The 26,617-nt window shown below is 69.8% G+C and carries 25 protein-coding genes; 19 read left to right on the forward strand and 6 right to left on the reverse strand.

What is annotated here, in order from left to right:
* Positions 1 to 63: 63 nt before the first annotated feature.
* The 5 genes from G3I71_RS07135 to rbsD all read left to right on the forward strand — a co-directional run bounded on the left by G3I71_RS07135 (position 64) and on the right by rbsD (position 6,136).
* A complete protein-coding gene (locus G3I71_RS07135; RefSeq protein ID WP_164313063.1) occupies positions 64 to 1,128 on the forward strand; it encodes a LacI family DNA-binding transcriptional regulator in 1,065 nt (354 codons plus the stop codon).
* Positions 1,125 to 2,687 (forward strand): sugar ABC transporter ATP-binding protein, encoded by a 1,563-nt coding sequence (locus G3I71_RS07140; protein WP_164313064.1) that lies wholly within the window; start codon positions 1,125 to 1,127, stop codon positions 2,685 to 2,687. Before G3I71_RS07135 ends, G3I71_RS07140 begins: the two co-directional genes overlap by 4 nt.
* Positions 2,677 to 4,632, forward strand: coding sequence for a substrate-binding domain-containing protein (locus G3I71_RS07145; RefSeq protein ID WP_164313065.1), 1,956 nt, complete (start codon positions 2,677 to 2,679; stop codon positions 4,630 to 4,632). The genes G3I71_RS07140 and G3I71_RS07145 overlap by 11 nt, the downstream gene beginning before the upstream one ends.
* 203 nt (positions 4,633 to 4,835) lie before the next feature.
* Positions 4,836 to 5,744, forward strand: a complete 909-nt coding sequence (locus G3I71_RS07150; RefSeq protein ID WP_164313066.1) for a ribokinase — start codon at positions 4,836 to 4,838, stop codon at positions 5,742 to 5,744.
* A complete protein-coding gene (gene rbsD / locus G3I71_RS07155; RefSeq protein WP_164313067.1) occupies positions 5,741 to 6,136 on the forward strand; it encodes a D-ribose pyranase in 396 nt (131 codons plus the stop codon). Before G3I71_RS07150 ends, rbsD begins: the two co-directional genes overlap by 4 nt.
* Positions 6,137 to 6,202: 66 nt before the next feature.
* On the opposite strand, the gene G3I71_RS07160 is transcribed toward rbsD, so the two are convergent.
* From G3I71_RS07160 to G3I71_RS07175, 4 genes are all read right to left on the reverse strand, one after another.
* Positions 6,203 to 6,850 (reverse strand): dihydrofolate reductase family protein, encoded by a 648-nt coding sequence (locus tag G3I71_RS07160; RefSeq protein ID WP_164313068.1) that lies wholly within the window; start codon positions 6,848 to 6,850, stop codon positions 6,203 to 6,205.
* A 371-nt stretch (positions 6,851 to 7,221) separates the two neighbouring features.
* A complete protein-coding gene (locus G3I71_RS07165) occupies positions 7,222 to 8,019 on the reverse strand; it encodes a sugar phosphate isomerase/epimerase (RefSeq protein WP_164313240.1) in 798 nt (265 codons plus the stop codon).
* A 50-nt stretch (positions 8,020 to 8,069) separates the two neighbouring features.
* The gene (locus G3I71_RS07170; RefSeq protein WP_164313069.1) at positions 8,070 to 9,227 is read right to left on the reverse strand and encodes a dihydrodipicolinate synthase family protein; all 1,158 of its coding nucleotides are present in this window, start codon (positions 9,225 to 9,227) and stop codon (positions 8,070 to 8,072) included.
* Positions 9,224 to 10,381 (reverse strand): Gfo/Idh/MocA family protein, encoded by a 1,158-nt coding sequence (locus G3I71_RS07175; protein WP_164313070.1) that lies wholly within the window; start codon positions 10,379 to 10,381, stop codon positions 9,224 to 9,226. Before G3I71_RS07175 ends, G3I71_RS07170 begins: the two co-directional genes overlap by 4 nt.
* 335 nt (positions 10,382 to 10,716) lie before the next feature.
* Here G3I71_RS07175 and G3I71_RS07180 point away from each other — a divergent pair, with 335 nt between their 5' ends.
* On the forward strand, positions 10,717 to 11,763 hold the full coding sequence (locus G3I71_RS07180) for a LacI family DNA-binding transcriptional regulator (protein WP_164313071.1): 1,047 nt from the start codon (positions 10,717 to 10,719) through the stop codon (positions 11,761 to 11,763).
* A 78-nt stretch (positions 11,764 to 11,841) separates the two neighbouring features.
* On the opposite strand, the gene G3I71_RS07185 is transcribed toward G3I71_RS07180, so the two are convergent.
* The gene (locus G3I71_RS07185) at positions 11,842 to 12,138 is read right to left on the reverse strand and encodes a hypothetical protein (RefSeq protein ID WP_164312999.1); all 297 of its coding nucleotides are present in this window, start codon (positions 12,136 to 12,138) and stop codon (positions 11,842 to 11,844) included.
* Between the two features lie 236 nt (positions 12,139 to 12,374).
* On the opposite strand from G3I71_RS07185, the gene G3I71_RS07190 reads away from it, so the two are divergent.
* From G3I71_RS07190 to G3I71_RS07220, 7 genes are all read left to right on the forward strand, one after another.
* Positions 12,375 to 12,770 carry a nuclear transport factor 2 family protein gene (locus G3I71_RS07190; protein ID WP_164313072.1) on the forward strand — a complete coding sequence of 132 codons (396 nt, stop codon included), beginning with the start codon at positions 12,375 to 12,377 and terminating at the stop codon, positions 12,768 to 12,770.
* 868 nt (positions 12,771 to 13,638) lie between these two features.
* Complete coding sequence (locus tag G3I71_RS07195) at positions 13,639 to 14,079, forward strand: hypothetical protein (RefSeq protein ID WP_164313073.1); 441 nt, start codon at positions 13,639 to 13,641, stop codon at positions 14,077 to 14,079.
* 2 nt (positions 14,080 to 14,081) lie between these two features.
* On the forward strand, positions 14,082 to 14,717 hold the full coding sequence (locus G3I71_RS07200; RefSeq protein WP_164313074.1) for a hypothetical protein: 636 nt from the start codon (positions 14,082 to 14,084) through the stop codon (positions 14,715 to 14,717).
* Positions 14,718 to 14,799: 82 nt separating this feature from the next.
* Positions 14,800 to 15,435 carry a hypothetical protein gene (locus G3I71_RS07205; protein WP_164313075.1) on the forward strand — a complete coding sequence of 212 codons (636 nt, stop codon included), beginning with the start codon at positions 14,800 to 14,802 and terminating at the stop codon, positions 15,433 to 15,435.
* A 94-nt stretch (positions 15,436 to 15,529) separates the two neighbouring features.
* The gene (locus G3I71_RS07210; RefSeq protein ID WP_164313076.1) at positions 15,530 to 15,976 is read left to right on the forward strand and encodes a hypothetical protein; all 447 of its coding nucleotides are present in this window, start codon (positions 15,530 to 15,532) and stop codon (positions 15,974 to 15,976) included.
* A gap of 330 nt (positions 15,977 to 16,306) precedes the next feature.
* Positions 16,307 to 17,272, forward strand: a complete 966-nt coding sequence (locus tag G3I71_RS07215) for a helix-turn-helix domain-containing GNAT family N-acetyltransferase (protein WP_164313077.1) — start codon at positions 16,307 to 16,309, stop codon at positions 17,270 to 17,272.
* A 10-nt stretch (positions 17,273 to 17,282) separates the two neighbouring features.
* Positions 17,283 to 18,083, forward strand: a complete 801-nt coding sequence (locus G3I71_RS07220; RefSeq protein WP_164313078.1) for a sugar phosphate isomerase/epimerase — start codon at positions 17,283 to 17,285, stop codon at positions 18,081 to 18,083.
* Between the two features lie 7 nt (positions 18,084 to 18,090).
* On the opposite strand, the gene aroA is transcribed toward G3I71_RS07220, so the two are convergent.
* A complete protein-coding gene (gene aroA, locus G3I71_RS07225) occupies positions 18,091 to 19,344 on the reverse strand; it encodes a 3-phosphoshikimate 1-carboxyvinyltransferase (protein WP_164313079.1) in 1,254 nt (417 codons plus the stop codon).
* Positions 19,345 to 19,839: 495 nt separating this feature from the next.
* Here aroA and G3I71_RS07230 point away from each other — a divergent pair, with 495 nt between their 5' ends.
* The 6 genes from G3I71_RS07230 to G3I71_RS07255 all read left to right on the forward strand — a co-directional run bounded on the left by G3I71_RS07230 (position 19,840) and on the right by G3I71_RS07255 (position 26,612).
* Positions 19,840 to 21,687 (forward strand): glycoside hydrolase family 3 protein, encoded by a 1,848-nt coding sequence (locus tag G3I71_RS07230; RefSeq protein ID WP_164313080.1) that lies wholly within the window; start codon positions 19,840 to 19,842, stop codon positions 21,685 to 21,687.
* Between the two features lie 182 nt (positions 21,688 to 21,869).
* Positions 21,870 to 22,538, forward strand: coding sequence for a hypothetical protein (locus G3I71_RS07235; protein ID WP_203729649.1), 669 nt, complete (start codon positions 21,870 to 21,872; stop codon positions 22,536 to 22,538).
* Between the two features lie 232 nt (positions 22,539 to 22,770).
* Positions 22,771 to 25,215 carry a nitrate- and nitrite sensing domain-containing protein gene (locus tag G3I71_RS07240; protein WP_164313081.1) on the forward strand — a complete coding sequence of 815 codons (2,445 nt, stop codon included), beginning with the start codon at positions 22,771 to 22,773 and terminating at the stop codon, positions 25,213 to 25,215.
* The gene (locus G3I71_RS07245) at positions 25,212 to 25,640 is read left to right on the forward strand and encodes a roadblock/LC7 domain-containing protein (protein WP_164313082.1); all 429 of its coding nucleotides are present in this window, start codon (positions 25,212 to 25,214) and stop codon (positions 25,638 to 25,640) included. The genes G3I71_RS07240 and G3I71_RS07245 overlap by 4 nt, the downstream gene beginning before the upstream one ends.
* Positions 25,637 to 26,026, forward strand: coding sequence for a DUF742 domain-containing protein (locus G3I71_RS07250; RefSeq protein WP_164313083.1), 390 nt, complete (start codon positions 25,637 to 25,639; stop codon positions 26,024 to 26,026). Before G3I71_RS07245 ends, G3I71_RS07250 begins: the two co-directional genes overlap by 4 nt.
* Positions 26,027 to 26,051: 25 nt before the next feature.
* The gene (locus G3I71_RS07255; protein WP_164313084.1) at positions 26,052 to 26,612 is read left to right on the forward strand and encodes an ATP/GTP-binding protein; all 561 of its coding nucleotides are present in this window, start codon (positions 26,052 to 26,054) and stop codon (positions 26,610 to 26,612) included.
* Positions 26,613 to 26,617 lie beyond the last annotated feature (5 nt).

Raw genomic sequence — 26,617 nt, forward strand, 5'->3', positions numbered from 1 at the left:
GTCTCCAGTCGGTCGTGTAAACGATTCCACACGACTACGGAACCACAAGGAGGTGGTCCGGCGATGGCCAGCATCAAGGACGTCGCCGCCGAGGCGGGCGTGTCCGTCGCCACGGTGTCGCGGGTCCTGAACGAGCATCCGTCGGTCAGCGTGGACGCACGCGCACGCGTGCTGGCCGCCGTCGAGGCGCTGGGCTACCGCCCGAACGCCGTCGCCCGCTCCCTGCGCACCGACCAGACCCGCACCCTCGGCCTGGTCATCAGCGACGTGATGAACCCCTACTTCACGACCCTGGCCCGCTCGGTCGAGGAGGAGGCCCGCGCTCTCGGCTACAGCGTGATCATCGGCAATGCCGACGAACGCCCCGACCTCCAGGACCACCACGTACGGACCCTGCTGGACCGCCGTATCGACGGCCTGCTCGTCTCCCCCACCGACGGCGGCTCCCCGCTGATGCTGGACACCGCGCGCGGGGGCACCCCGATGGTCTTCGTCGACCGCTGGATCCCGGGCCTGGACGTGGACGTGCCAGTCGTGCGGGCGGACGGGCGCCAGGCGGTCCGGGACCTCGTCGCCCACCTGTACGGGCTCGGCCACCGGCGGCTCGCGATCATCGCGGGCCCGGCGGCCACCACCACCGGCAGTGAGCGAGTCGAGGCCTTCAGGGAGGCCCTCGCCGAGTACGGGCTGCCGCTCCCCGACGCCTACACAGGCCAGGGCGACTTCCAGGCCGAGAGCGGGCGCCGGGTGACGGACGCCTTCCTCGACCTGGCCGAGCCGCCCGAGGTCGTGTTCGCTGCCGACAACCTGATGGCGCTGGGCGCGCTGGACGCCGTACGCGCGCGTGGGATGCGGGTTCCGCAGGACATCGCGCTCGCTGCCTTCGACGACATCCCGTGGTTCGTGCACACCGATCCGCCCGTCACGGCCATCGCGCAGCCGACCGGCGAGCTGGGTCGGGCCGCCGTCCGGGCGCTGGTCGACATGATCGAGGGACGACCTCCGCAGTCCGTGACGCTGGCCGCGCACCTCGTCGTACGGCGGTCGTGCGGCGAGCCGGCCCCGGCCACGACCCCGACCCCGATCTCATCCGAAGAGCCACCCGTGACGAACAGGAGCCAGTCGTGAGCAACCAGGACGAGTTGCTGCGCATCGAAGGCATACGGAAGTCCTTTCCCGGTGTGGTCGCGCTCGACGGCGTCGACTTCGAGCTGCGCCGGGGCGAGGTGCACGTACTGCTCGGTGAGAACGGCGCGGGCAAGAGCACCCTCATCAAGATGCTCTCCGGCGCGTATCGCCCCGATGCCGGCCGCGTCCTCGTGGACGGCGAGGAGACCCGTATCCACGGGGCGCAGGACTCCGAGCGTCTCGGGATCGCCACCATCTACCAGGAGTTCAACCTCGTACCCGATCTGACGGTCGCCGAGAACATCTTCCTGGGGCGGCAGCCGCGCCGCTACGGGATGATCGACCGCAAGCGGATGGAGGCCGACGCCGCCGAGTTGCTGGAGCGGGTCGGCGTGAACGTGTCTCCACGCGTGCGCGTGCGTGAACTCGGCATCGCGCGGCTCCAGATGGTCGAGATCGCGAAGGCGCTGAGCCTGAACGCACGCGTCCTGATCATGGACGAGCCGACCGCCGTCCTCACCTCCGAAGAGGTCGAGAAGCTGTTCGCGATCGTGCGCTCGCTGCGCGAGGACGGTGTCGGGATCGTCTTCATCACCCATCACCTGGAGGAGATCGCCGCCCTGGGAGACCGGGTGACGGTCCTCCGCGACGGCAAGAGTGTCGGGCAGGTGCCGGCGGACACGCCCGAGGACGAGCTCGTACGGCTCATGGTCGGGCGGTCGATCGAACAGCAGTACCCGCGAGAGGCCGCCGAGGCGGGCGCCGCCCTGCTCAAGGTGGAAGGGCTCACCCGGGACGGTGTCTTCCACGACGTGAGTTTCGAGGTGCGGGCCGGTGAGGTCGTCGGCATCGCGGGGCTGGTCGGGGCCGGGCGTACGGAGGTGGCGCGCGCGGTGTTCGGCGCCGATCCGTACGACAGGGGATCGGTTTCCGTGGCGGGCGCCGCCGTGCGCGGGAGTGACGTCGGGGCCGCCATGTCCGCCGGGATCGGGCTCGTGCCCGAGGACCGCAAGGGGCAGGGGCTGGTGCTCGACGCCTCGGTCGAGGAGAACCTCGGCCTGGTCACCCTGCGGGCCGCGACCAGGGGCGGGCTGGTCGACCTCAAGGGGCAGCGGGCCGCCGCCGCGAAGGTCGCCGAGCAGCTGGGCGTACGGATGGCCGGGCTCGGCCAGCAGGTGCGCACCCTCTCCGGGGGCAACCAGCAGAAGGTCGTCATCGGCAAGTGGCTGCTCGCGAACACCCGGGTGCTGATCCTCGACGAGCCGACGCGCGGTATCGACGTCGGCGCCAAGGTCGAGATCTACCAGCTGGTCAACGAGCTGACGGCCGCCGGCGCCGCCGTACTGATGATCTCCAGCGATCTGCCCGAGGTGCTCGGAATGAGCGACCGGGTGCTCGTGATGGCACAGGGCCGGATCGCCGGTGAACTCACGGCCGCCGAGGCCACCCAGGACTCCGTGATGGCGCTCGCCGTCAGCACGAACATCGGCACTGACATCAGCACTGACATCAGCACTGACAATGGAACTACTGCTGTGGAGGGCTCCCGTGGCCACTGACACGCTCAAGAGCACGACGGGCGCGAGTGGCGCCACGAGCGGCCTGCGCCGCGTTCTGCTCGACAACGGCGCGCTGACCGCGCTCATCGTCCTCGTCATCGCGATGTCGGCGCTGTCCGGCGACTTCCTGACGACGGACAACCTGCTCAACGTGGGCGTCCAGGCGGCCGTGACGGCCGTTCTCGCCTTCGGCGTCACCTTCGTGATCGTCTCGGCGGGCATCGACCTGTCGGTCGGTTCCGTCGCCGCGCTGTCGGCCACCGTCCTTGCCTGGGCGGCGACTTCGGAGGGCGTGCCGGTCGCGATAGCGGTCGTCCTGGCCGTCGTCACCGGCATCGCGTGCGGCCTGGTCAACGGCTTCCTGATCTCGTACGGCAAACTGCCGCCGTTCATCGCGACGCTCGCCATGCTGTCGGTGGGGCGCGGTCTGTCGCTGGTGATCTCGCAGGGTTCGCCGATCGCGTTCCCGTCGTCGGTCTCGCACCTCGGTGACACGCTGGGCGGCTGGCTGCCGGTGCCGGTGCTGGTGATGGTGGCCCTGGGGCTCGTCACCGCGTTCGTTCTCGGCCGTACGTACCTGGGTCGCTCCATGTACGCGATCGGCGGCAACGAGGAGGCGGCCCGGCTGTCCGGGCTGCGGGTGAAGAAGCAGAAGCTGGCGATCTACGCGCTGTCCGGGCTGTTCGCCGCCGCCGCGGGCATCGTGCTCGCGTCGCGGCTGTCCTCCGCGCAGCCGCAGGCCGCGCAGGGGTACGAGCTGGACGCCATCGCGGCGGTCGTCATCGGTGGGGCTTCGCTGGCCGGTGGTACCGGTAAGGCGTCCGGGACACTGATCGGCGCGCTGATCCTTGCGGTGCTGAGGAACGGCCTCAACCTGCTGTCCGTGTCGGCGTTTTGGCAGCAGGTCGTCATCGGTGTCGTGATCGCGCTGGCGGTGCTGCTCGACACTGCGAGGAGGAAGAGCGGGGCTACCGTGGCACCGGCCGGGGCGGCCGGTGGCGGGGACCGGCGCAAGCAGGCACTGACGTACGGGCTGGCCGCGGTGGTCGCGGTGGCTGTCGTGGGGGCCACCTCGCTGCTGCACAACGGCTCGTCGTCCGCGACGAACCGGAAGGTGGGTCTGTCCCTGTCGACGCTGAACAACCCTTTCTTCGTGCAGATCCGGGCCGGCGCGCAGGCGGAGGCCAAGAAGCTGGGCGTGGACCTGACCGTCACGGACGCCCAGAACGACGCCTCCCAGCAGGCCAACCAACTGCAGAACTTCACCAGTTCGGGCCTCGGCGCGATCATCGTCAACCCGGTGGACTCGGACGCGACGGGGCCTGCCGCGCGGGCCGTGAACAAGTCCGGAATCCCGCTCGTCGCGGTCGACCGGTCGGTCAACAACGCGGACACCGCCACACTCGTCGCCTCCGACAACACGGCCGGCGGCAGGCTGGCCGCGAAGGCGCTCGCCGAGAAGCTGGGCGGCTCGGGCACGATCGTCGTCCTCCAGGGCCAGGCGGGCACCTCCGCGAGCCGTGAGCGCGGCGCCGGCTTCACCGAGGGGCTGAAGGCCTACCCGGGCATCAAGATCGTCGCCAAGCAGCCGGCCGACTGGGACCGCACCAAGGGCCTCGACGTCATGACCAACCTGCTCCAGGCGAACTCCGGCATCAGCGGTGTCTTCGCCGAGAACGACGAGATGGCACTCGGCGCGATCAAGGCGCTGGGCAGCAAGGCGGGCAAGTCGGTACAGGTGATCGGCTTCGACGGTACGACCGACGGGCTGAAGGCGGTCGCGGACGGTTCGCTGTACGCGTCGGTCGCCCAGCAGCCCAAGGAGCTCGGGAGGATCGCGGTGGAGAACGCGCTGCGGGTCGCCGAGGGCAAGGACGTCGAGAAGGCGGTGATGGTGCCGGTGAAGGTGGTCACGAAGGAGAACGTGGCGGCGTTCGGCGGCTGAGCCGGATCTCTCTCCGGGGAGCGCTTCAGGGCGCACCTCCGGGAGCGCTTCGGGGATCGTGAGGAGTGGGCAGGCCGGGCGCCTTTTGTCGAGGCTGCCCGGCCCGCCCGGCGGCAGACCGGCCTACCGGCTGACCGAACTTGGCAATCGGCCGACTCACCGGCTGTCGGCCGGTACAACTGACGACTATGGGGAGACTGTTCATGTACGACTACGACCTGCTGGTCGTGGGATCGGCCAACGCCGACCTGGTCACCGTGGTCGAGCGGCGGCCCGCCGCCGGTGAGACGGTGCTCGGATCCGACCTGGTCGTCCACCCTGGCGGCAAGGGCGCCAACCAGGCCGTCGCCGCAGCCCGGTTGGGGGCCCGTACGGCGTTGCTGGCCCGGGTCGGCAACGACGGCCACGGCCGCCTGCTGCTCGACTCGATACGGGAAGCCGGTGTCGACACGGTGGGCGTCCTGGTGGGCGGGGCGCCGACGGGGGTCGCGCTGATCACGGTGGACCCGTCCGGCGACAACAGCATCGTGGTGTCGCCGGGCGCCAACGGGCGGCTGTCGCCCGAGGACATCAGAGCCGCGGGGAGCCTGTTCCAGGCCGCGCGGGTGGTGTCGGCGCAGTTGGAGATTCCGCTGGAGTCGGTCGTGGAGGTCGTACGGAACCTGGCTCCCGAGGGCCGGTTCGTCCTGAACCCGTCCCCTCCCCGCCCGCTGCCGCGTGAAGTCCTTTCTGCCTGCGACCCGTTGATCGTGAACGAGCACGAGGCCCGGGTGATCGCCGGTGCGGACGCCGAGTTGGGCGACTCGCCGGAGGACTGGGCGAAGACGCTGCTCGCGCTCGGGCCGCGCTCGGTCGTCATCACCCTGGGCGCGGAGGGCGCGTTGGTCGCCGTACGGGCCGGGGAGCGGGTACGGGTGCCGTCGGTGCCCGTGGAGGCCGTGGACACGACGGGGGCGGGCGACGCGTTCACCGCCGCGCTGGCGTGGCGGCTGGGCGCGGGCGAGTCGTTGGCGAAAGCCGCGGCGTACGCGGCCCGGGTGGGCGCGGCTGCGGTGACTCGGCCAGGGGCCCAGGATTCCTTCCCCACTGCCGCGGAGGTCGAGGCGCTGTGAAGCGAGGCGGAATCCTGAACCGTCATCTCGCGGGCGCGCTGGCCGAGTTGGGCCACGGCGACGGGGTGCTGGTGTGTGACGCCGGTATGCCGATCCCGGCCGGGCCGCGCGTCGTCGACCTGGCCTTCCGGGCCGGGGTGCCGTCCTTCGCGGAGATCCTCGACGGGTTGCTGACCGAGCTGGTGGTGGAGGGGGCTACGGCGGCGACAGAGGTACGGGAGGTGAACCCGGGGGCTGCGAAGCTGCTGGACGGGTACTTTCCCGACCCCGCACTCACCCTCGTCCCGCATGAGCGGCTCAAGGAACTGTCGGCGGGAGCACGGCTGGTCGTACGGACGGGAGAGGCTCGGCCGTACGCGAACGTGCTGCTGCGGTGCGGGGTCTTCTTCTGAGCCGGGGCTGTGTTGAAAGTCGGGGTTGCGTCTGAGCCGGGGTTGCGTCCGAGTCGGGTTGGAGGTTCAGAGACTCGCACGCGTGAACGTCACATGGGTGACTCCGCTGGGCGAGGAGGTGGCCTCGACCTCGTAGTCCTTCTGGAGGTCCTCCAGGCCGTCCCAGAGGCGTACGCCCCGGCCGAGCAGGATCGGGGCCACCACGATGTGCAGGTGGTCGATGAGCCCTGCGGCGAGGAAGTCGCGGAGCACGGTGGGCCCACCGCCGATGCGTACGTCCTGGCCGCCCGCTGCCTCGCGGGCCGTCTCGAGCGCCTTGGCGGGCGACGTGTCGAGGAAGTGGAACGTCGTGCCGCCCTCCATCTCGATCGACGGGCGCGGGTGGTGGGTGAGGATGAAGGTCGGTGTGTGGAAGGGCGGGTTGGGCCCCCACCACCCCTTCCAGTCCGGGTCCTCGTGCCAGCCGGGCGGGCCGAACTTCCCGGCGCCCATGATCTCGGCACCGATCCCGGGCGTGAACTGCCGCGCGAAGGCGTCGTCGAGGCCGCCGGTCCCGCCTGGCTCGCCGACCATGTCGTGCCAGAACCGGGTGGTGCGCATCCACTCGTGGAGCCTTCCGCCGGCGTGGCCGAAGGGCGCGTCGTGGCTCAGTCCCTCACCGGTGCCGAAGCCGTCGAGCGAGATGGAGAAGTTGTGGACGCGGGCGAGTGACATGTGCTGCGACTCCGTTCCTGCGGCTGGTCGAGTCCTGCCGGCGGTCGAGCTTCGCCAAATCTTCCCAGGACCTCAAGCTAGCCGGAGGTGGTGTCTTCCGCCGGTCGGGTTCAGCATCGAGGGGGCCCGGTCCGTCGACCGGGCCCCCTCGGCTTCCCCTCCACATCAGAACCCCCGCGATCCCCCCGGATCCCCCTCCAGACGCCCTGATGACAAGTACGACCGGCGAGGTGGCGGGAGGGTTGTACGGGAACTGAGAATTTCTTCGGCCGCCCTCGCCGGCACCCCAGCACCTCCGAAACCCCGAAGCAAGGAACCGTCCGCACCCGGCGTCCCACCGGATACGGACGGTTCCCGCCGCCAGGCTGCTGTTACGCCGCGTGCTCCACGAACCGCGCCGCGGTCTCCGCGAGTACCTCGCGCCCGTCCCGGGCCCACAGCGCGTCGTTGAACAGCTCGACCTCGATGGGACCGGTGTAACCGGCCGCCTCGACGTACGTCCGCCACTCCCGCATGTCGATCGAGCCGTCGCCGATCTGACCACGGCCGTTGAGGACGCCCTCCGGCAACGGGGTTGTCCAGTCGGCGAGTTGGAAGGTGTGGATACGGCCACCGGCGCCTGCGCGGGCGATCTGCGCGGGCGCGTTGTCGTCCCACCAGATGTGGTACGTGTCCACCGCGACGCCGACCTGGTGGGCGGGAAAGCGTTCCGCGAGGTCGAGGGCCTGGGTGAGCGTCGAGACCACGCAGCGGTCGGCGGCGTACATGGGGTGGAGCGGCTCGATGGCCAGCCGTACGCCGTGCTTCTCGGCGTACGGGCCCAGCTCGGTGAGCGCGTCGGCGATGCGCTCCCGGGCGCCGTACAGGTCCTTCGAGCCGGCCGGCAGGCCACCCGACACCAGGACGAGGGTGTCCGTGCCGAGCGTGGCCGCCTCGTCGATCGCCCGGCGGTTGTCGGCCAGGGCCTCCGCGCGCTCCGTCGGGTCGATCGCGGTGAAGAAGCCGCCCCGGCAGAGGGTGGTGACGGCGAGACCCGCGTCGTGGAGCAGTTTCGCCGCCGCCTCGACGCCGTACTCCTGGACCGGAGCGCGCCACAGGCCAACCCCTGGGACGCCCAACTCCAGGCAGGCGTCGGCCAGTTCGGGCAGCGACAGTTGCTTCACCGTCATCTGGTTGATGCTGAAGCGCGAGAGATCCGCGGTGCCGCTGCTCACTGGGCTCACTGGGTCACTCCGTACAGGGACAGCAGGTTCTTCATCCGTTCCTCCGCGAGCTTCGGGTCCGGGAACAGGCCAAGTCCGTCGGCGAGTTCGTAGGCGCGCGCGAAGTGCGGGAGGGAGCGGGCCGACTGCAGCCCGCCGACCATGGTGAAGTGCGACTGGTGGCCGGCCAGCCAGGCCAGGAACACCACGCCCGTCTTGTAGAAGCGGGTCGGCGTCTGGAAGAGATGGCGGGACAACTCGACGGTGGGGTCGAGGAGTTCACGGAAGCCCGCCGTGTCCCCGGTGTCGAGGACGCGGACCGCTTCGGACGCCAGCGGGCCCAGCGGGTCGAAGATGCCGAGGAGGGCGTGACTGAAGCCCTGCTCGTCGCCCGCGATCAGCTCGGGGTAGTTGAAGTCGTCGCCCGTGTAGCAGCGCACGCCCTGCGGGAGGCGGCGGCGGATGTCGATCTCGCGCTGGGCGTCGAGGAGGGACACCTTGATGCCGTCGACCTTGTCGGGGTGGGCGGCGATGACGTCGAGGAAGGTCTCGGTCGCCACGTCGAGGTCGCTGGACCCCCAGTAGCCCTCAAGCGCCGGGTCGAACATCGGGCCCAGCCAGTGCAGGACCACCGGCTCGGCGGACTGGCGCAGCAGATGGCCGTAGATGTCGAGGTAGTCCTCGGGGCCCTTCGCCGCCGCGGCCAGGGCGCGGGACGCCATCAGGATCGTCCGGGCGCCCGCCTCCTCGACGAGGCCGAGCTGCTCCTCGTACGCCTTGCGGATGTCCGCCAAGGAGGCGCCGGGGGTGGTCAGTTGGTCGGTGCCGACGCCGCAGGCGATGAGACCGCCCACCGACTTGGCCTCGGCCGCGGACCGGCGGATCAGTTCGGCCGCGCCCGCCCAGTCCAGGCCCATGCCGCGCTGGGCGGTGTCCATGGCCTCCGCGACGCCGAGGCCGTGGGACCACAGGTGGCGGCGGAAGGCGAGGGTGGCGTCCCAGTCGACGGCGGCCGGGGAGTCCGGGGACACGTCCGCGTACGGGTCGGCGACGACATGGGCGGCCGAGTAGACCGTACGGGAGGTGAAGGGGGTGCCGGGGGTGAGGGCGAGGGGGGTGGCGCGTGGCTCGTACGCCCGCAACACCCCCGTAGCGTCCGGGAGTCGGATGGTCACAGCGAGATCTCCGGTACGTCGAGACGGACGCCCTCCGCCGAGGACTTCAGGCCCAGTTCGGCGAGCTGGACACCGCGGGCGCCGGCCAGCAGGTCCCACTGGTAGGGCGCGTCGGCGTAGACGTGCTTCAGGAACAGCTCCCACTGGGCCTTGAAGCCGTTGTCGAACTCGGCGTTGTCCGGGATCTCCTGCCACTGGTCGCGGAAGGAGTAGGTCGCCGGGATGTCCGGGTTCCAGACCGGCTTGGGCGTGGAACTGCGGTGCTGTACGCGGCAGTTGCGCAGACCGGCGACGGCCGACCCTTCCGTGCCGTCGACCTGGAACTCGACGAGTTCGTCGCGGTTGACCCGTACTGTCCAGGAGGAGTTGATCTGGGCGATGGCGCCGCCCTCGAGTTCGAAGATGCCGTAGGCGGCGTCGTCGGCCGTGGCGTCGTACGGCTTGTCGTTCTCGTCCCAGCGCTGCGGGATGTGCGTGGCGGTGAGGGCCTGGACGGACTTCACCCTGCCGAACAGCTCGTGCAGCACGTACTCCCAGTGCGGGAACATGTCGACAACGATGCCACCGCCGTCCTCGGAGCGGTAGTTCCAGCTCGGGCGCTGGGCGGACTGCCAGTCGCCCTCGAAGACCCAGTAGCCGAACTCGCCCCGGATGGAGAGGATGCGGCCGAAGAAGCCGCCGTCGATGAGGCGCTTGAGCTTCAGCAGGCCCGGGAGGAACAGCTTGTCCTGGACGACGCCGTGGCGCACACCGGCCGCGTTCGCCAGCCGGGCCAGCTCCAGCGCGCCGTCGAGGCCGGTGGCGGTGGGCTTCTCCGTGTAGATGTGCTTGCCCGCCGCGATGGCCTTCCTGATCGACTCCTCGCGCGCGGAGGTGACCTGCGCGTCGAAGTAGATGTCGACGGTCGGGTCGGCGAGGACCTCGTCCACGTTGGTGGAGACGTTCTCCGGGTCCAGGCCGTGCTGCTCGGCGAGCGCCTTCAGCGCGTGCTCGCGGCGGCCGACCAGGATCGGTTCCGGCCACAGCACGGTACCGTCGCCGAGGTCGAGGCCGCCCTGCTCGCGCAGGGCGAGGATCGAGCGGACCAGGTGCTGGCGATAGCCCATGCGCCCGGTCACGCCGTTCATGGCGATACGCACCGTCTTGCGTGTCACGTCTTTCCCTTCGTAGGTGCCACAGGGGGCGGGGTACGCGGTGTACGCGCCGCGTACGCCCGGTGGAAGAGCTGCCCCCTGGCGGCCCTACTGGCAAGCGTTGCAGCAAGCGCTTTCTATCTAGGGAGAAGCTAGCCTCTGTGCAGCGGTCTGGACAAGAGCACAGAGGCGCCGAAATGTTCGAGGGGGCGAACGGCGAGGGCCAAAGGTCATAGGGTCTGCATCGGTATGGACCTGAAGACGCAAAATACGACAACTTACAGCGACGCGATAGACGACAAGTTGTTGAACGGCTTGTTGCCGGACGACAAGTCGCGCGACCGGAGGACAACGAGATGACGGTGACCCTGGCGGACGTGGCGGCCCGCGCGCAGGTCTCGCCCGCGACGGTGTCGCGCGTACTGAACGGGAACTATCCCGTGGCCGCATCCACCCGTGAGCGGGTGCTGCGCGCCGTGGACGACCTGGACTACGTGCTCAACGGCCCCGCGAGCGCGCTCGCCGCGGCCACGTCCGACCTGGTCGGGATTCTGGTCAACGACATCGCCGACCCCTTCTTCGGGATCATGGCGAGCGCGATCCAGTCGGAGGTCTCGGGCCCTGGCGGGCGCGCGGGCGGCGAACGGCTGGCGGTCGTGTGCAACACGGGCGGCTCGCCGGAGCGCGAGCTGACGTACCTCACCCTGCTGCAGAGGCAGCGCGCGGCGGCGGTCGTACTGACCGGCGGCGCGGTGGAGAACCCGGCGCACCTCGCGGCCGTCTCGGCGAAGCTGCGGCGGCTCGCGGAGGCGGGCACGAGGGTGGTGCTGTGCGGGCGCCCGCCGGCGCCGGACACGTCGGCGATCGCACTGACCTTCGACAACCGCGGGGGCGGGCAGGAGCTGACCGAACACCTGATCGGGCTCGGGCACCGGCGGCTGGGGTACATCGCGGGGCCGGAGGAACGGACGACGACCCGGGACCGGCTGGAGGGGCACCGGGCGGCGCTGGCGGTCCACGGGATCGACGAGGACCCCCGGTGGACCGTTTACGGGCGGTACGACCGCCGGTCGGGGTACGAGGCCACGCTGGAGCTGCTGCGCCGGGACCCGTCGCTGACGGCTGTCGTCGCCGCGAACGACTCCGTCGCGATCGGCGCGTGCGCGGCACTGCGGGAGTCGGGGCGGCGGATCCCGGACGACGTGTCCGTCGCCGGGTTCGACGATCTGCCGTTCAGTGTGGACGCGGTGCCTTCGCTGACGACGGTGCGGTTGCCGTTGTCGGAGGCGGGGGCCCGGGCGGGGCGGATCGCGATGGGACGTGAGGATCCACCGCCCGGGGGGATCGCCACGGTTCGGGGGGAGCTGATGGTCCGGGGGTCCTCGGGGGTGCCTCGGAGGTAGGGGGTGGCGCGGGCGGGGGCGGTTTCCCGCGTGGGTTCGGGGTGTCGCCGAGTCGGGCCCTCAAGCCGAGTCGGGCTCTCACAGGGACACGCCTCGACTCGGCGGTGGGTTGTCGTCCTCGGGAGGCTCCTCGCTCCGCCAGGTGAAGCCGTCCAGGGAGCCACCTGACGTCTCCTCGGCCTTCACCGGCGGATGCCGCCACCACGTGACCAGCGACACCCCCGAGGCCAGCATCCAGCCCGCCAGGATCATCACGACCAGGCACCCCAGGACCAGCCCCGTCATCCCCAGGAACCCGAACTTCGCCAGCATCCAGGGGATCTGGTCCTCACCGCAGCCACAGGCCAGGCGGCCGTCCGCCAAAGAGGTCGTCATAGGGGCAGCGTGCCCACGCCCCACACCGCGAGCACACACGGCGTGGAACCGTCGCCCGACGGTTACGGTTCCGAGATCCCGTGTCCGGGAGATGACCTACTGAATGTTCCGCTCCGGTCCGGCAAGCCGCGCCGGAGCGATCAACGGGCTTGAACAACAGGCGTCCCGTCCCGAACCAGAGGACAATGGGCCCCGTCGGTCGGACATCGCCCACACACCGAAAGGTGGCGATCACCATGACTGAGCACCCGCACGCAGCCCTCGTACGCAAGGGCTTCGACGCCTTCTCGCGCGGTGACATGGACACACTGCGCGGAATGATGGCGGCGGACGCCACGCACCACGTACCCGGAAGCCATCCTCTCTCCGGGGACTTCAAGGGGCAGGACGCGATCATCGACATGTACCGTCGGCTCGGCGAGGAAACGGCCGGGACCATGCGCGTCATGCTGATGAACGTCCTCGTCGACGGCCGGGGGCACGCGGTCGCCGTGCACCGTTTCACCGCCGAGCGCCAGGGGCGGCGGATCGACGAGGTCGGCGGCATCGTCTTCCGGGTCGTCGGGGACAAGATCACCGACCTCGACGAGTGCGTCGAGGACATCGACCGCAGCAACGAGTTCTGGGGTTGAGTCACCGCCTCCGGACCGTCCAGATCCTTCGGCGGGGTGCCTCGGCGTGATGCCGGGCATCCCGCCCTTCATACGCCGCTCCCATACCGGCCGGCCGGCACTGTGGCGAAGCGGCAGCAGCCTGCCGAGTGTGTTGCTGACGCCGTCTCAGACTCCTCCGTCACGCCGGGAACCCGGATCCCGCGAACCCGACCACCCTACCAAGTCACGGAGTTATTGACCGTCAACTCCCGCGCCTGAGTGCGTAGTTACCGTACGGTTCGGTAATTCCCGGTAGTGACTCCTCGGTAGCGTTTCGTTCATTGAGTCCGTTCACGCCTGATCTTGACGGCCGCACCGCATGGCTGCATGATCAGCGCTGAACCAGAGCCGCATAACCCCGAAGAAGTCTCCCCACAGGACTTGACCAGTCCCACGCGACTTCTTCACATCGGAAGACGGGGCACGAGGTCTTCGGACGGGGGCACTAAAAAGTGCTGCCCTCCCTCGATGCTGCGCTTCTTCCTTCATCGCCCTTCCGTGCGATTACGGAATCACCTCCAAAGACCCCCCACCTTCTTTTGGAGTCGTACATCACCCGTTCCCCACCCCTCGCCTGATCAGCGTCCCCTTCTTCCTTTTTCGTGAGCTCTCCCCTCTTTCCTCTTCCCTCTTTCCACACCTTCCCGCTATTTCTTTACGGGTGTGAAAGGGGCGTCTACGCCTGCCCGAAAACAGAATTGAATCAGCGTTTTAAGAAGTTACGGCCGAACGGTTTCCAAAGTATTGACTTCACATCCGGGGAGCTCCATATTGATGGCCACCACCCCCCAACCTTCGAATTCGGATCTCACTGGAGGTCCGTTCTCGTGGACAGTCAGGAGACAAAGTGGCGATCACGCTCCCGTTCAACCGCAAGGCGGTCCTGGCCGCTCTCGTTATCACAGCAGCGGCGGCCACCACGGTCACGGTGCCCGGAACGGCGGAAGCCCAGTCGGGCTCCCGTATCTGCGGGAATTACTGGGAGGCCCGGGCCAACGGAAAGACGGTCGGGATCATCGCGAAGGTTCTGGAGGTGCCCAAGGTCGACTTCGGTATCTGCCTTCGCGTCATCGACAAGACGAACAGCATCAGCGGCCGGAGCCTGCCGGGCTACAACGGCACGGTGACGTGGAACCCGCGTCACGCCATGCGGTCCTGGACCTGCGAGGAGGCCGGCGATCTGTTCAACGACAAGTACGGGAACGACCCCTGCCTCGACATGAACCGGGTAGACCTCATCGGCCAGGTGGCGAACCGCACGCCCCGCGAGTTGTCGCAGGTGTACTGAGCATGTTCAAAACCACATGGCTGAATCGCGTGCTGATGTGCGGGGCTCTCGCCGTCGCAACGCTGGCCACGACAGAGGGCACGGCTAGCGCCGCCACCCAGTGCTTCAGCCAGAGCTATTCCGACGGCGCGAATATCGTCCCCGGAACCGGCGGCGGAAACGTCACCCGCTCGATCACCCGGCAACGGGCCGCCAACACCTGGGACGACTGGGTATGGCGCGGCACCGAATTCCAGTGCCCGCGAGGCCGGACCTGCGACTACGCGTGGGAGAAGTCGAAGACGACGACCACCGGCTGGGCCATCGGCGGCGGAATCGAACTCGGTAATGCCAGCTCACCCTCCAAGAAGTGGTACAACGCCACGGTTCCCCTCGTCGTCGGCTATCAGAGAACCACGCAGCTCACCACCGCATTCACCTGGACCGTGCATCTCAACGGCGGTGACGTCGCACAGCCCGTTCAGGTAGCGGTCCGCCGCTGGACCCAGGGCGACTTCGCCGGCGGCTGGGTCAGGACGAACCGCGGCTGCCAGGGCGGCACCACCTACGAATGGAACGGGAACACCAGGTTCGGCGACTGGACCCGAAACGTCTTCGAGAAGGAAAAGGTCGGCTACGCCGTCAACGGCCGTATGTGACCCGGCTCATCGACGTATCGCGTATCTCCCGATGCGCTCAGAAGTCATTCAGGGAATTCCATTTCCAGGAAAGGGCACAACCATGCGCAGTAGAACTTGGTTGAATCGCGTTCTGATGTGCGGGGCTCTCGCCCTCGCAACGCTGGCCACGACAGAGGGCACGGCTAGCGCCGCCACCCAGTGCTTCAGCCAGAGCTATTCCGACGGCGCGAATATCGTCCCCGGAACCGGCGGCGGAAACGTCACCCGCTCGATCACCCGGCAACGGGCCGCCAACACCTGGGACGACTGGGTATGGCGCGGCACCGAATTCCAGTGCCCGCGAGGCCGGACCTGCGACTACGCGTGGGAGAAGTCGAAGACGACGACCACCGGCTGGGCCATCGGCGGCGGAATCGAACTCGGTAATGCCAGCTCACCCTCCAAGAAGTGGTACAACGCCACGGTTCCCCTCGTCGTCGGCTATCAGAGAACCACGCAGCTCACCACCGCATTCACCTGGACCGTGCATCTCAACGGCGGTGACGTCGCACAGCCCGTTCAGGTAGCGGTCCGCCGCTGGACCCAGGGCGACTTCGCCGGCGGCTGGGTCAGGACGAACCGCGGCTGCCAGGGCGGCACCACCTACGAATGGAACGGGAACACCAGGTTCGGCGACTGGACCCGAAACGTCTTCGAGAAGGAAAAGGTCGGCTACGCCGTCAACGGCCGTATGTGACAAGGCAGTTCAGCCTCCCCTCTCCCCCCACTCTCCCTCTCCCCCCACTCCCCCTCTCTCCTCTCCCCTGTCTTCACTCCTCAAGGAGGTACGCATGAAGGTCAAGTTCATGAAGCGGCGCACGGCGACGATGGTGGCCGCCGCCTTCGCGGCCGGAGCGCTGTTCGCGGTCGCGGTCCCCGGCACGGCCGAGGCCCAGTCGGGCTCCCGTATCTGCGGGAACTACTGGAAGGGCTACTACAACAACGGCCAGAAGGAAGTCACCTGGTCCCGGGTGATCGAGGTCCCCAAGAGTGACGGCGTCTCCTGCGACGTCGCCATCAACAGGACCGACAGGGTCGGGAACCCTCCGCAGGAGACCGTGAACCTCGGTGTGAAGTGGGGTGCCCGACAGCGGCTGCAGAACGTGACCTGCGAGTACTTCTCCCAGGAGATCCTCGACTCCAAGCACGGGGACGACGTCTGCAACAGCATGCTGCGCGCTGACAACGTGTTCCAGGTCAAGAACCGCACCATCAGCCAGTTCTACGTCAAGGCCTGATCCTGCGGCCCGGTTGCCCGACTCCCGCCCCACCGGGAGTCGGGCAACCGCCGGTTCACAGCTGGGAGGCTCTCACCTCGCCTCCACTGCCTTCATCCACATGAGCGCAACGGCCGGCATGGGGTTGGCCAAGCCATGGGACACCGAAACCGCGCATTGCCGCCCGGTTGCCGGGCCTTGAGAAACGCATCGCCCGGGCTCTACCCTCAGGGCAGCGATATCTCTGACTGAGTCAACTGTCTCTGCCTGTGCGCCTGCCCCTGCCCCTGCCCCTGCCCCTGCCCCTGCCCCTGCCCCTGCCCCTGCCCCCAGTCGTCAGCAAGGTGGCCCGTGACCGTTCAGGACATCCGTTCCTTCAACCGCTTCTACACGAACGTCATCGGCGCCCTCGACTACAGCAGCCGCCTCTACGCCCCCTACACCCTCACCGAGGCCCGCGTCCTCTACGAGCTCGCGCACTCCACCCGTACCGACGCCGTCGATCTCCGCGCCGAACTCACCCTGGACGCCGGGTACTTGAGCCGCATCCTCAACAGGTTCGAGCAGGACGAGCTGATCGAGCGGGCGCCCTCCGAGCGGGATCCCCGGCGGCGGCATGTCACGCTCACCGTGCGCGGGCGCGAGACCGCCCACCTGTTGAACGAGCGGTCCGCCGAGGCCATCGCCTCCCTGCTCGCCACCGTCCCGGCCGCCGACCGGCCCCGGCTCACGGAGGCACTGCACACGGTCCGCTCGCTCCTCTCGGACGGCCGGCCCCCGCGCCGCGAGGACGTCGTGCTGCGTGAGCCCGACCCCGGTGACCTGGGCTGGATCGTGCAGCGCAACGCGGCGCTGTACGCGGCCGAGTACGGCTTCAACACCGACTACGAGGGCCTGGTCGCCCGAATCGTCGCCGACTTCGCCGAGGACCACGACCCGCACCTCGAACGGGTGTGGATCGCCGAGCTGGACGGGCGGCCCGTCGGGTGCGTGATGTGCGTACGGGACGAGGCGCCCGGGACGGCCCGGCTGCGGCTGCTGCTCGTCGAGCCGGAGGCGCGCGGGCTCGGTATCGGCGACCGGCTCGTCGAGGCCGTCGTCGGCTTCGCTCGCGAGGTCGGCTACCGCGAACTCGTCCTGTGGACCAACGACGTACTCACCGCCGCTCGCCAGATCTACCAGCGCCACGGCTTCGTCCTCGCCGACGAGAAGCCCCACCGCTCCTTCGGCAGGGATCTGGTCGGCCAGGACTGGCGACTGGATCTCCACGCGGCGACGGAAACGATGGAAACGACTGAAAGGTGGAGTGACGGATAGGGTCCCCTGTATGAAACTGGCGTTCTCCACCCTCGGCGTGCCCGGTCTCCCCGTCACCGATGTCCTGCGGCTCGCGACCACCCACGGCTACCACGGCATCGAACTGCGCACGCATCCCGAAGAACCCGTCCACCTCGGTCTCGGCCTCGCCGAGCGAGCCGATGTGGCCGCCGAGTTCAAGGCGTCAGGCGTCGAGATCCTCGGCCTCGCCGGGTACGTGCGCGTCGCGGCCCCCGGCGACGACGAGCCCGTGCTCGCGGAGCTCCGCGCGCTTCTCGAACTCGCCCGCGACCTGGGTGCCCCCTTCGTGCGCGTCTTCCCCGGCGGCGGCACCGACCAGAGCCCCGAGGAGGCTGACGCGACGGCGGCCCGGAGGCTCGGCAGGGCCGCCGAGTACGCGGGCGACTACGGCGTACGCATCCTCCTGGAGACCCACGACTCGCATCGCACGGGCGCCGACGCGATCCGCATCCTGGGCCCGGTCGGCCACCGTCAGGCGGGCGCGCTGTGGGACGTCATGCACACCTGGCTCGGCGGTGAGCAGCCGTCGGACAGCTTCGCGGCCCTCTCCCCACACCTTGGATACGTGCAGGTCAAGGACATCGTCTCGGCCGAGGACACCACCCCGGTGGCACTGGGCGCCGGAGTCCTGCCGCTCGCCGAGTGCGTCGAGGTCCTCTCCCGGCACAACTGGGACGGCTGGCTGTGCTGGGAGTACGAGAAGCGGTGGTACGAGGCCGCCGCACCCCTGGAGGGCCTGCTGAGCGCCGGCCGCGAGCACCTCGCGCGGCTGCTCAACGAGTCGGCCTGATACAGGGTCAGGGCCGGCCGAGTACGGTCCGCAGCTCCGCGAACGCCTCGTGGAACCCGGGGAACGTCTTCCGTACGCACCCCGGGTCGTCGAAGGTGATCCCGGGGGTGCGCAGGCCGGTCACCGCGAAGGACATGACGATGCGGTGGTCGCCGTACGACTTGATGTCCGTGTCCGGGGCGGGAGCCGTGCCGGGCGGACAGGGGTGGATCTCGATCCAGTCGGGGCCAGTCTCCACCCTCACCCCCAGCCGTCGGAGGTTCTCCGCGCAGGCCTCCAGACGGTCGCACTCCTTCACGCGCGTGTTGGCCACGTCCTCGATGCGTACGGGGCCGGAGGCGAAGGGGGCGAGGGCGGCCAGGGTGGGCATGGTGTCGGAGATGTCCCGCATGTTGACCGTCAGGCCCCGAAGCTCGCCGGTTCCGGTGACCGTCGTACGGTCGTCGGCGATCTCCACCCGTGCGCCCATCCGGCGCAGTACGTCGACGAAGCCCAGGTCGCCCTGGAGCGCGCCGGTGCCGAGGCCGGGGACCGTCACCTCGCCGCCGGTGAGGGCCGCCGCCGCGAAGAAATAGCTGGAGGTCGAGGCGTCGGGCTCGATGGCGTAGGTGGTGGCCCGGTAGCCGCCGGGCGGGACCACGAACACGTTGCCCTCCCTTCGTACCTCCGCGCCGAACGCCCGCATCATCGCGATGGTGATCTCCACATAGGGCGCCGAGACGAGGTCCGTCACATGGATGCGCAGGCCCTCGCGGGTCAGGGGGCCCAGGAGGAGAAGTGCGGTGAGGTACTGGGAGGACTGCCCGGCGTCCAGGGTGACCTCCCCGCCCTCCACGCCCGCCGCGACGACGGTCAGCGGGTGGTGTCCCTCCGCCTCCTCGTGCCGCAGGTCCACGCCCAGGTCGCGCAGGGCGCGGGTGAGGGGGGCGAGGGGGCGGCGGCGCATCTGGGGGGAGGCGTCGAAGCGGTAGGTGCCGTGGCCGGCGGCGGCGAGGGTCGGGAGGAAGCGGGCGGTCGTGGCGCCGTCGCGGCAGTGGACGTCGGCCTCCCTGGCCGCCGGGCCCTGTGGGCGGCCGTCGATCTGCCAGGCGCCCGGTGTCCGTCCGACCCGGTAGCCGAGGCGGACCAGGCCCTCGGCGAAGCCCTCCGAGTCGTCCGAGCGCAGCGGGCGTACGAGGGTGGTGACCCCGTCGGCTGCCGCGGCGAGGAAGAGGGCGCGCGCGGTGATGGACTTGGAACCGGGAATCTCTACGACGGCCATGGCCCCATGCTCGCCCGCCACGCGCCCCACGCGCCGGAACGTCCGCGAAATGGACCATGAACGGTCGGCGCTCCGCGGGAAGTGCCACGAGGGTTGACAGTCGTCTGCGGCGCCGTCGTGGCTGGTCGCGCAGTTCCCCGCGCCCCTTTGGGGGGCTTCGCCCCATCATTCACTCCCGTACCTACTTTCCGGAACGGGCCGCTATCCGGGAACCCACCTCCACCCCGCCCCGTCCAACCGGCACGACTGCCGGATGAGTCACCGCTGTGCGGTGTCGGCCTCGCTGCTGGCTGCGATCGCTGACGCACCCTCTCCAAACCGCCTGCGGCCGGCAGCGAGCCGTCACCGGCGCGCCCCCCTCCGATGCGCCGGTGACGGCCCCTTTCCGGGGGCATTCGGCCATCTCGCGTTAGCGCCCGCCCCCTTGACTGGAAGAAACTTCCCGGTTATTCGTGACTTCTCGGAAGTTTCCTTCACGAGGGAAGGAGCGCCTTCGTGCGCGACCAAGCTGAGCAGAACGCTGAGCAGAACGGGACCGGTGCCCGCCCTTCCAGACGCGCTCTCCTCGCCGCGACCGCCGGCACCGGTGCCGCGCTCGCCCTCGGCGGTGAGGCGCATCCGTCCGACCGTCACGACAGCGACGCGCGACTCCGTCGGATCGTGTCCCGTATGACCCTGGAGGAGAAGGTCGGTCAGCTGTTCGTCATGCGGGTGTACGGGCACTCCGCCACCGCGCCCGACCAGGCCGACATCGACGCCAACCTCACGGAGATCGGCGTACGGACGGCGGCCGAGCTCGTCGCCAAGTACCGGGTCGGCGGGATCATCTACTTCTCCTGGGCGCACAACACCCGCGATCCGCATCAGATCGCCGACCTCAGCAACGGGATCCAGCAGGCCTCGCTCGCCGTTCCGCGCGGGCTGCCGGTCCTCATCTCCACCGACCAGGAGCACGGCATCGTCGCCCGCGTCGGGCGGCCCGCCACCCTCCTCCCCGGGGCCATGGCCCTCGGCGCGGGCGGCTCACGCACCGACGCGCTGACCGCCGGCCGCATCAGCGGCGCCGAACTGCGCGCCCTCGGCATCCGCCAGGACTACGCGCCGGTGGCCGACGTGAACGTCGACCCGGCCAATCCGGTGATCGGCGTACGGTCGTTCGGCGCCGATCCGAAGGCCGTCGCCGGGCTGGTCGCCGCGCAGGTCAGGGGATACCAGCGGTCTTCCGTCGCCGCCACCGCCAAGCACTTCCCGGGGCACGGGGACACCGCCGTCGACAGTCACTACGGCTTCCCCGTCATCGAGCACACGCGCGAGCAGTGGAGCACCGTCGACGCACCGCCGTTCCGCGCCGCGATCCGCGTCGGCATCGACTCGATCATGACCGCGCACATCATGGTCCCGGCCCTCGACGACTCCGGCGACCCCGCCACCCTCTCCCACCCGATCCTCACCGGCATCCTGCGCGGGGAACTCGGTTACGACGGAGTCGTGGTCACCGACTCGCTGGGCATGCAGGGCGTACGGGAGAAGTACGGCGACGACCGCGTTCCGGTGCTCGCACTGAAGGCCGGGGTCGACCAACTGCTCAACCCGCCGTCGCTCGACATCGCCTGGAACGCCGTCCTGACGGCCGTACGGCAGGGCGAGTTGACCGAGGCGCGGCTCGACACGTCCCTGCTGCGCATCCTCCGGCTCAAGAACCGGCTCGGGCTGCTCGACCGCCCGTACGTCACCCATGCCGGGGTCGACCGGGCCGTCGGTGTCCGTGGCCATCTCCTGGCCGCCGACCGGATCGCCGAGCGGACCACCACCCTCCTCGTCAACGAGGGGAAGCTGCTGCCCCTTTCCCGGGTGACCCACAAGCGGGTGCTCGTCGTCGGGGCCGATCCCGCGTCGCCGTCCGGTACCACCGGGCCGCCGACCACCGTGCTGGCGAACGCCCTCACCGAACTGGGCTTCACCGCGACCGCCCTGTCGACCGGCACCGCCCCCTCCGCCGCCGTCATCGCCCGGGCGGTCGCCGCCGCCGGAGAGGTGGACGCGGTGGTCGTCGGGACGTACAACCTCAGCGGCACAAGCAGTCAGCGAACCCTCGTCACCCAACTCCTCGCCACCGGGCGGCCCGTGGTGTGCGTCGCCGTCCGCAATCCCTACGACGTTGCCCAACTGCCCGCTGCACAGGCCTACTTGGCCACCTACTCCTGGACGGACGTCGAACTCCGGGCTGCCGCACGGGTGATCGCGGGACAGGTCCGGCCGCGCGGAAAGCTGCCGGTGCCGGTGCTGCGCGCGGACGATCCGACGCGGATTCTGTATCCGATCGGTCACGGACTGTCGTACTAGAGGCGGGAGGTAAGGAGGCGTACACGTCGTACGCCGCACAACCGGCGCACCACCCCCAATAGGCGCAAATCCGCTGAACTTCCGGCGTGGCCCTGGCGTCGCGGGCCACGCTGGGCGCGGGTACTCGGGGGGATGCGATGCGCACAGTGCGTTCTGTGGGGTCCGTGCGTTCCATGGGGTTCATGGGAGTGGTGCGCGGGCGGGTGACCGCCTACGCGCTGCTGATCCTGGTCGCGGTGTTCACGGCGACCGGGTGTCAGCTGTCGCCGGACGGTTCGGCGGGCGACTCGGCGGAGGGGGCGGCCTCCGGGGCCGCCGAGGGTACGGCGGTCGGTCAGCGGCCCGCGACGCCCCGGCCCACCGGCTACGGCACCGTCTTCCTCTCCATCGACGAGTGCAGTTCCTTCGGCATCACCAGTTTCACCGAGGTGCCCTGCACCAGCGAGCGGGCGGCGGCCCGGGTCGTGGCCCGGTACGACGGCAGGGTGACCGACGGTCCGTCGTGCCCGGCGACCACCGACTTCGTGCTGCACATCAGCGAACAGCGCCCCGCCGCCGACGAGGACGGCGACGGAGCCGTCCCGCAGGGCTACGCCTGTATGCGCAACCTCCAGGCTCCGCACCCCGGCGACCCGGGCGGCGGCGGCGGGCCGCGCACGATCGTCGGCGACTGCGTGTACAGCGCCGGACGCGGGGAGGTGCGCGAAACGGCGTGCGACGGGAAGAGCGAGAAGAAGCCGGAGTACCGGGTCACCGAGGCCGTCGGCAAACGCTTCAACTGCCCGACTTCCACCGCCCTTTACGTGCAGTTGGGCGGGGAGCGGCCGGTGGGATGCGCGAAACCGGTATGAAGGATTCCATTTCATCGGCTTCATCGGCCGAGTAACGAGTCGTTCCCATTCACCGGAACATCTGTTGTGATGAATTCGTGAATCGGTAGGCTCCCCCCTGTCATGGCGCGGACCACTTATTTTCGGACAGTCCGTCAGCACTCACAGGCCGGGAACCTCTGTGGCACTCCACGCACGCACGGCGCGACAGCCGCAGGACCGGGCTCCGAAGCGCCAGTTGTCCGTACGGACAATGCTCCTTGTCCTGGCTCTGGTGCCCTGTCTGGCCCTGGTCGCTCTGGGCGGTATGGACTCGAACCACCTCTACGGCGACTGGCGGACCGTCCATGACCGCAACGCCGAGGGGAAACGCTTCGGCCCCCCACTCGTCACCGTCTTCTTCAACCTCCAGGAGGAGCGGCGGCTCAGCGCGGCGATGCTCGCGGACCCCGGGGCCGACCGGTCCGACCTGACGCGTCAGCGTGAACTCACCGACAGGTCCGTACGGAACCTCGTCGCGGTCGGCGCCGCCCCGAGCGCTCTTCGCGAGCCCTTCCAGAAGGTCACCCGAGGGCTGAAGAAGCTGCCGGGCTACCGGGACTCCGTGGACCGGCGGTCGACCTACCAGCAGCAGACGTTCGACGCGTACACCGACGTGATCGCGTCGAGCATGGAGCTGTTCGAGGACTTCAGCAACGTCGGCTTCGGCGAGACGGCCGTCCTCACCCGGCCGGCGCTCGACGCCCAGTGGGGCCAGGAGATGATCTCGCGCGAGGACGCGATCATCACCGCCGGAACGGCGGGCGGCAGGCTCACCGGTGAGCAGCGCTTCCAGATCGCCGAGATGATCGGCAGCCAGCAGCACATCTACAGCGACAAGGTCGTGCCCCAGCTCCCCGACACCCGGGCCGAGACCTACCGGGCGGTGCTGACCAGCGCCGACTGGAAGCGGAAGACCGCGGTCGAGCAGGACATCCTCAACACCGAGGGCACCGGCGCCGACGACCGGACCGTCGTCTCCGCCGCGCTCGGCAAGAAGTGGCGGCAGAGCATCACGGGGATCACCCCGCAGCTGCTGAGGGCCAGCAACACGTACTCCGGCGACCTCGTCGCGTCCACCGAGGACGAACTCGACGGCCTGATGACCGACATGATGGTCAACAGCGCCGTGAGCATCGCGGCCGTACTGCTGATGCTGGTCCTCTCGCTGCGCCTGACCGGAACGCTGCGCCGCCGGATCTTCGGTCTGCGCGCCGAGGCCCTCGAACTCCAGGAGCGGCTGCCCGACATCGTGGAACGGCTGCGCAAGGGCGAGAAGGTCGACACCGACGCCGAACTGCCCGAGATCCGCCACGGCAACGACGAACTCGGCCAGCTCGGCCAGGCCCTCAACCAGGCCCGCGGCTCGGCCCTGGAGACCGCGGTGCGGGAGGTCGAGCTGTACCGCGGCTTCGAGCGGCTGCTGCAACGCATCGCCCGGCGCACCCAGTTGCTGATCGGCATGCAGCTGAAACGTCTCGGCGAGATGCAGCGCCGGCACGAGGACCCCGAGGTCCTGGAAGGCCTCTTCGACCTCGACCACCTGGCGGCCCGGCTGCGCCGCTACGAGGAGAACCTGGTGATCCTCGGCAGCGGAACACCGCAGCGGCGCTGGCGCAGGCCCGTCCTCCTGCTCGACATCCTGCGCTCCGCCCAGGGCGAGGTGCAGGACTACCGGCGCATCCGGATCGACACCGACGGCGAGACCTGGCTCTCGGAGCGGGCCGTCGGCCCGATGGTGCACCTCCTCGCGGAGCTCATGGAGAACGCGGTGTCCTTCTCCCGGCCGCCGACCCCGGTCGAGGTGACCGCCTCCCAGGTGGGGCGCGGGATCGCGATCGAGATCGAGGACCGCGGCATGGGCATGGACCCCGAGCAGTACGCCGAGGCCAACGCGCTGATGGCCGCGCCGCCCCGTATGGACGTGATGTCCCGCGCCGACGACGCCCGTCTCGGCCTGTACGTCGTGGCGCGGCTCGCCGCCAACCTGGGTATCCAGGTCGAGTTGCGGCCCTCGTCGTTCGGGGGCACCCGGGTCGTCGTCCTGGTCCCGGCGGAGCTGATCTCCGCCGGTCAGCAGGCGCAGGGGCAGCCGGTCCCGCTTCCGGCGGCCCCGGCTTCCCCGCCCGCCGCCGTCCCGGACCGGCTGGCGCTGCGTGGCGCGACCTCCCGCCCCGGACCGGCGGCCGTCAGCCCCGGCCCCCGGCCGCACTCCGGGCACTCCGGGCACTCCGGGCACTCCGGGCACTCCGCCGACCATGAGGCGTACGCGCGTCCGCTCATCGGCCCCTGGATCGCACCGTCGTCACCGCCGGCCCGCCCCACGCCGACCCCCGCGCAGACCCCCGCCCAGGCATCCGCTCCGGCCTCCACCGCGAGCCAGAACCCCCTGCCCCGGCGCGTCCGGCAGGCCAGTCTCGCCACCGAACTCCGGGAGGTTCCGCCCTCGTACGACACCGAACCGCAGCGCACCGGCCCCAGCACCTCCGCACAGCCCCTCCCCCGCCGGACGGGCGCCCGCTCCGGTGCCACCGTCGGTGCCTTCCAGCGCCAGTCCAAGGCCGCCCGGCTCAGGCCCGACGCCAATCACCAGCCCAGCCACCAGCCCACGAACCCCTCACCGGGACCCGACCGGGCCCGGAAGGAAGACGGACGATGACTCTGCGAACCACTGCCACCAACTCCGACCTCGACTGGCTCCTCGACCGTCTCGTCGACCAGGTTCCGGGCACCCTGAACGCCATCGTGCTGTCCGACGACGGGCTGGTGGTGAGCCAGTCCAGCAGCATCGCCCGGGTTGACGCGGAACGCCTGGCCGCCATCGCCACCGGTCAGCAGAGCCTGGCCCGCGGAGTCGGCGAGGTCTTCGGCGGCGGGGCCGTCCGCCAGGTCATCATCGAGCTCGACGAGCTCTGGCTGTTCGTCAGCTCGGCCGGCCGGGGCACCCATCTGGCGGTCGTGGCGGACCAGGAGGTCGACGCCGAGGTGATGGCCGTGGCGATGGACACCCTCGTCCAGCAGGTGGGGCAGCGGCTGGGGACCGAGGTGCGGGTCCAGCGGCTGGAGGGCGGGGGGCGTGAGTGAGTCACTGGGCGGACGCGTCGCCGGACGACGATGAGGCCGAGGAAAGCCTCGTCAGGCCGTACACGATCACCCATGGCCGTACGGCCTCGGCGCGCGACGACCTCACCCTCATCACGGTGATCGCCACCGTCGCGCGGGACGAACGGCACGGCGACCGGGGACTGCAGCCCGAGCACCGGACGATCCTCCGGCAGTGCCGTACGCCGGTGGCCCTCGCGGAGGTCGCCGCCGGGCTGAACCTGCCCGTGGCGGTGACGAAGATCCTCGTCGGCGATCTCATCGCGCTCGACCGGGTGACGGCCCGGCCGCCGCTCGCGTTCGCGGACGGCCAGGAACCCGACATGACTCTTCTTCAGGCGGTGAAGGATGCCCTACTCAGACTCTGACGAACAGACCGGGTCACAGGTGTCCGTGACCGGGACGCCCACCGCGCCCGCCGCGGTGAAAATACTGATCGCGGGCGGCTTCGGCGTCGGCAAGACCACCATGGTCGGCTCCGTGAGCGAGATCCCGCCCCTGCACACCGAGGAGCAACTGACCGTCGCGGGGCTGGGCGTGGACGACCTCGACGGGGTCGAGCGGAAGACCACGACGACCGTGGCGCTGGACTTCGGCCGGATCACGGTGAACAGCCAGCTCGTCCTCTATCTGTTCGGCACGCCGGGCCAGGAACGTTTCTGGTTCATGTGGAACGACCTGGTGCACGGGGCGCTCGGCGCGGTCGTCCTCGCGGACACCCGGCGGCTGGAGAGCAGTTTCGCGTCGATCGACTTCTTCGAGAGCCGTGGCGTTCCGTTCGTGGTCGGCGTCAACTGCTTCCACGGGCTGCGGGACCGCACCGTGGACGAGGTACGGGACGCGCTCGACCTCGACCCGAACGTCCCGGTCGTCATGGGCGACCTCCGGACACGGCTGGACAGCCGGGACGTGCTGGTGGCCCTGGTCAACCGGCTGATGGCGGGCAGTAACTGACATGA

The organism is Streptomyces sp. SID12501, assembly GCF_010550245.1.
GTDB lineage: Bacteria > Actinomycetota > Actinomycetes > Streptomycetales > Streptomycetaceae > Streptomyces.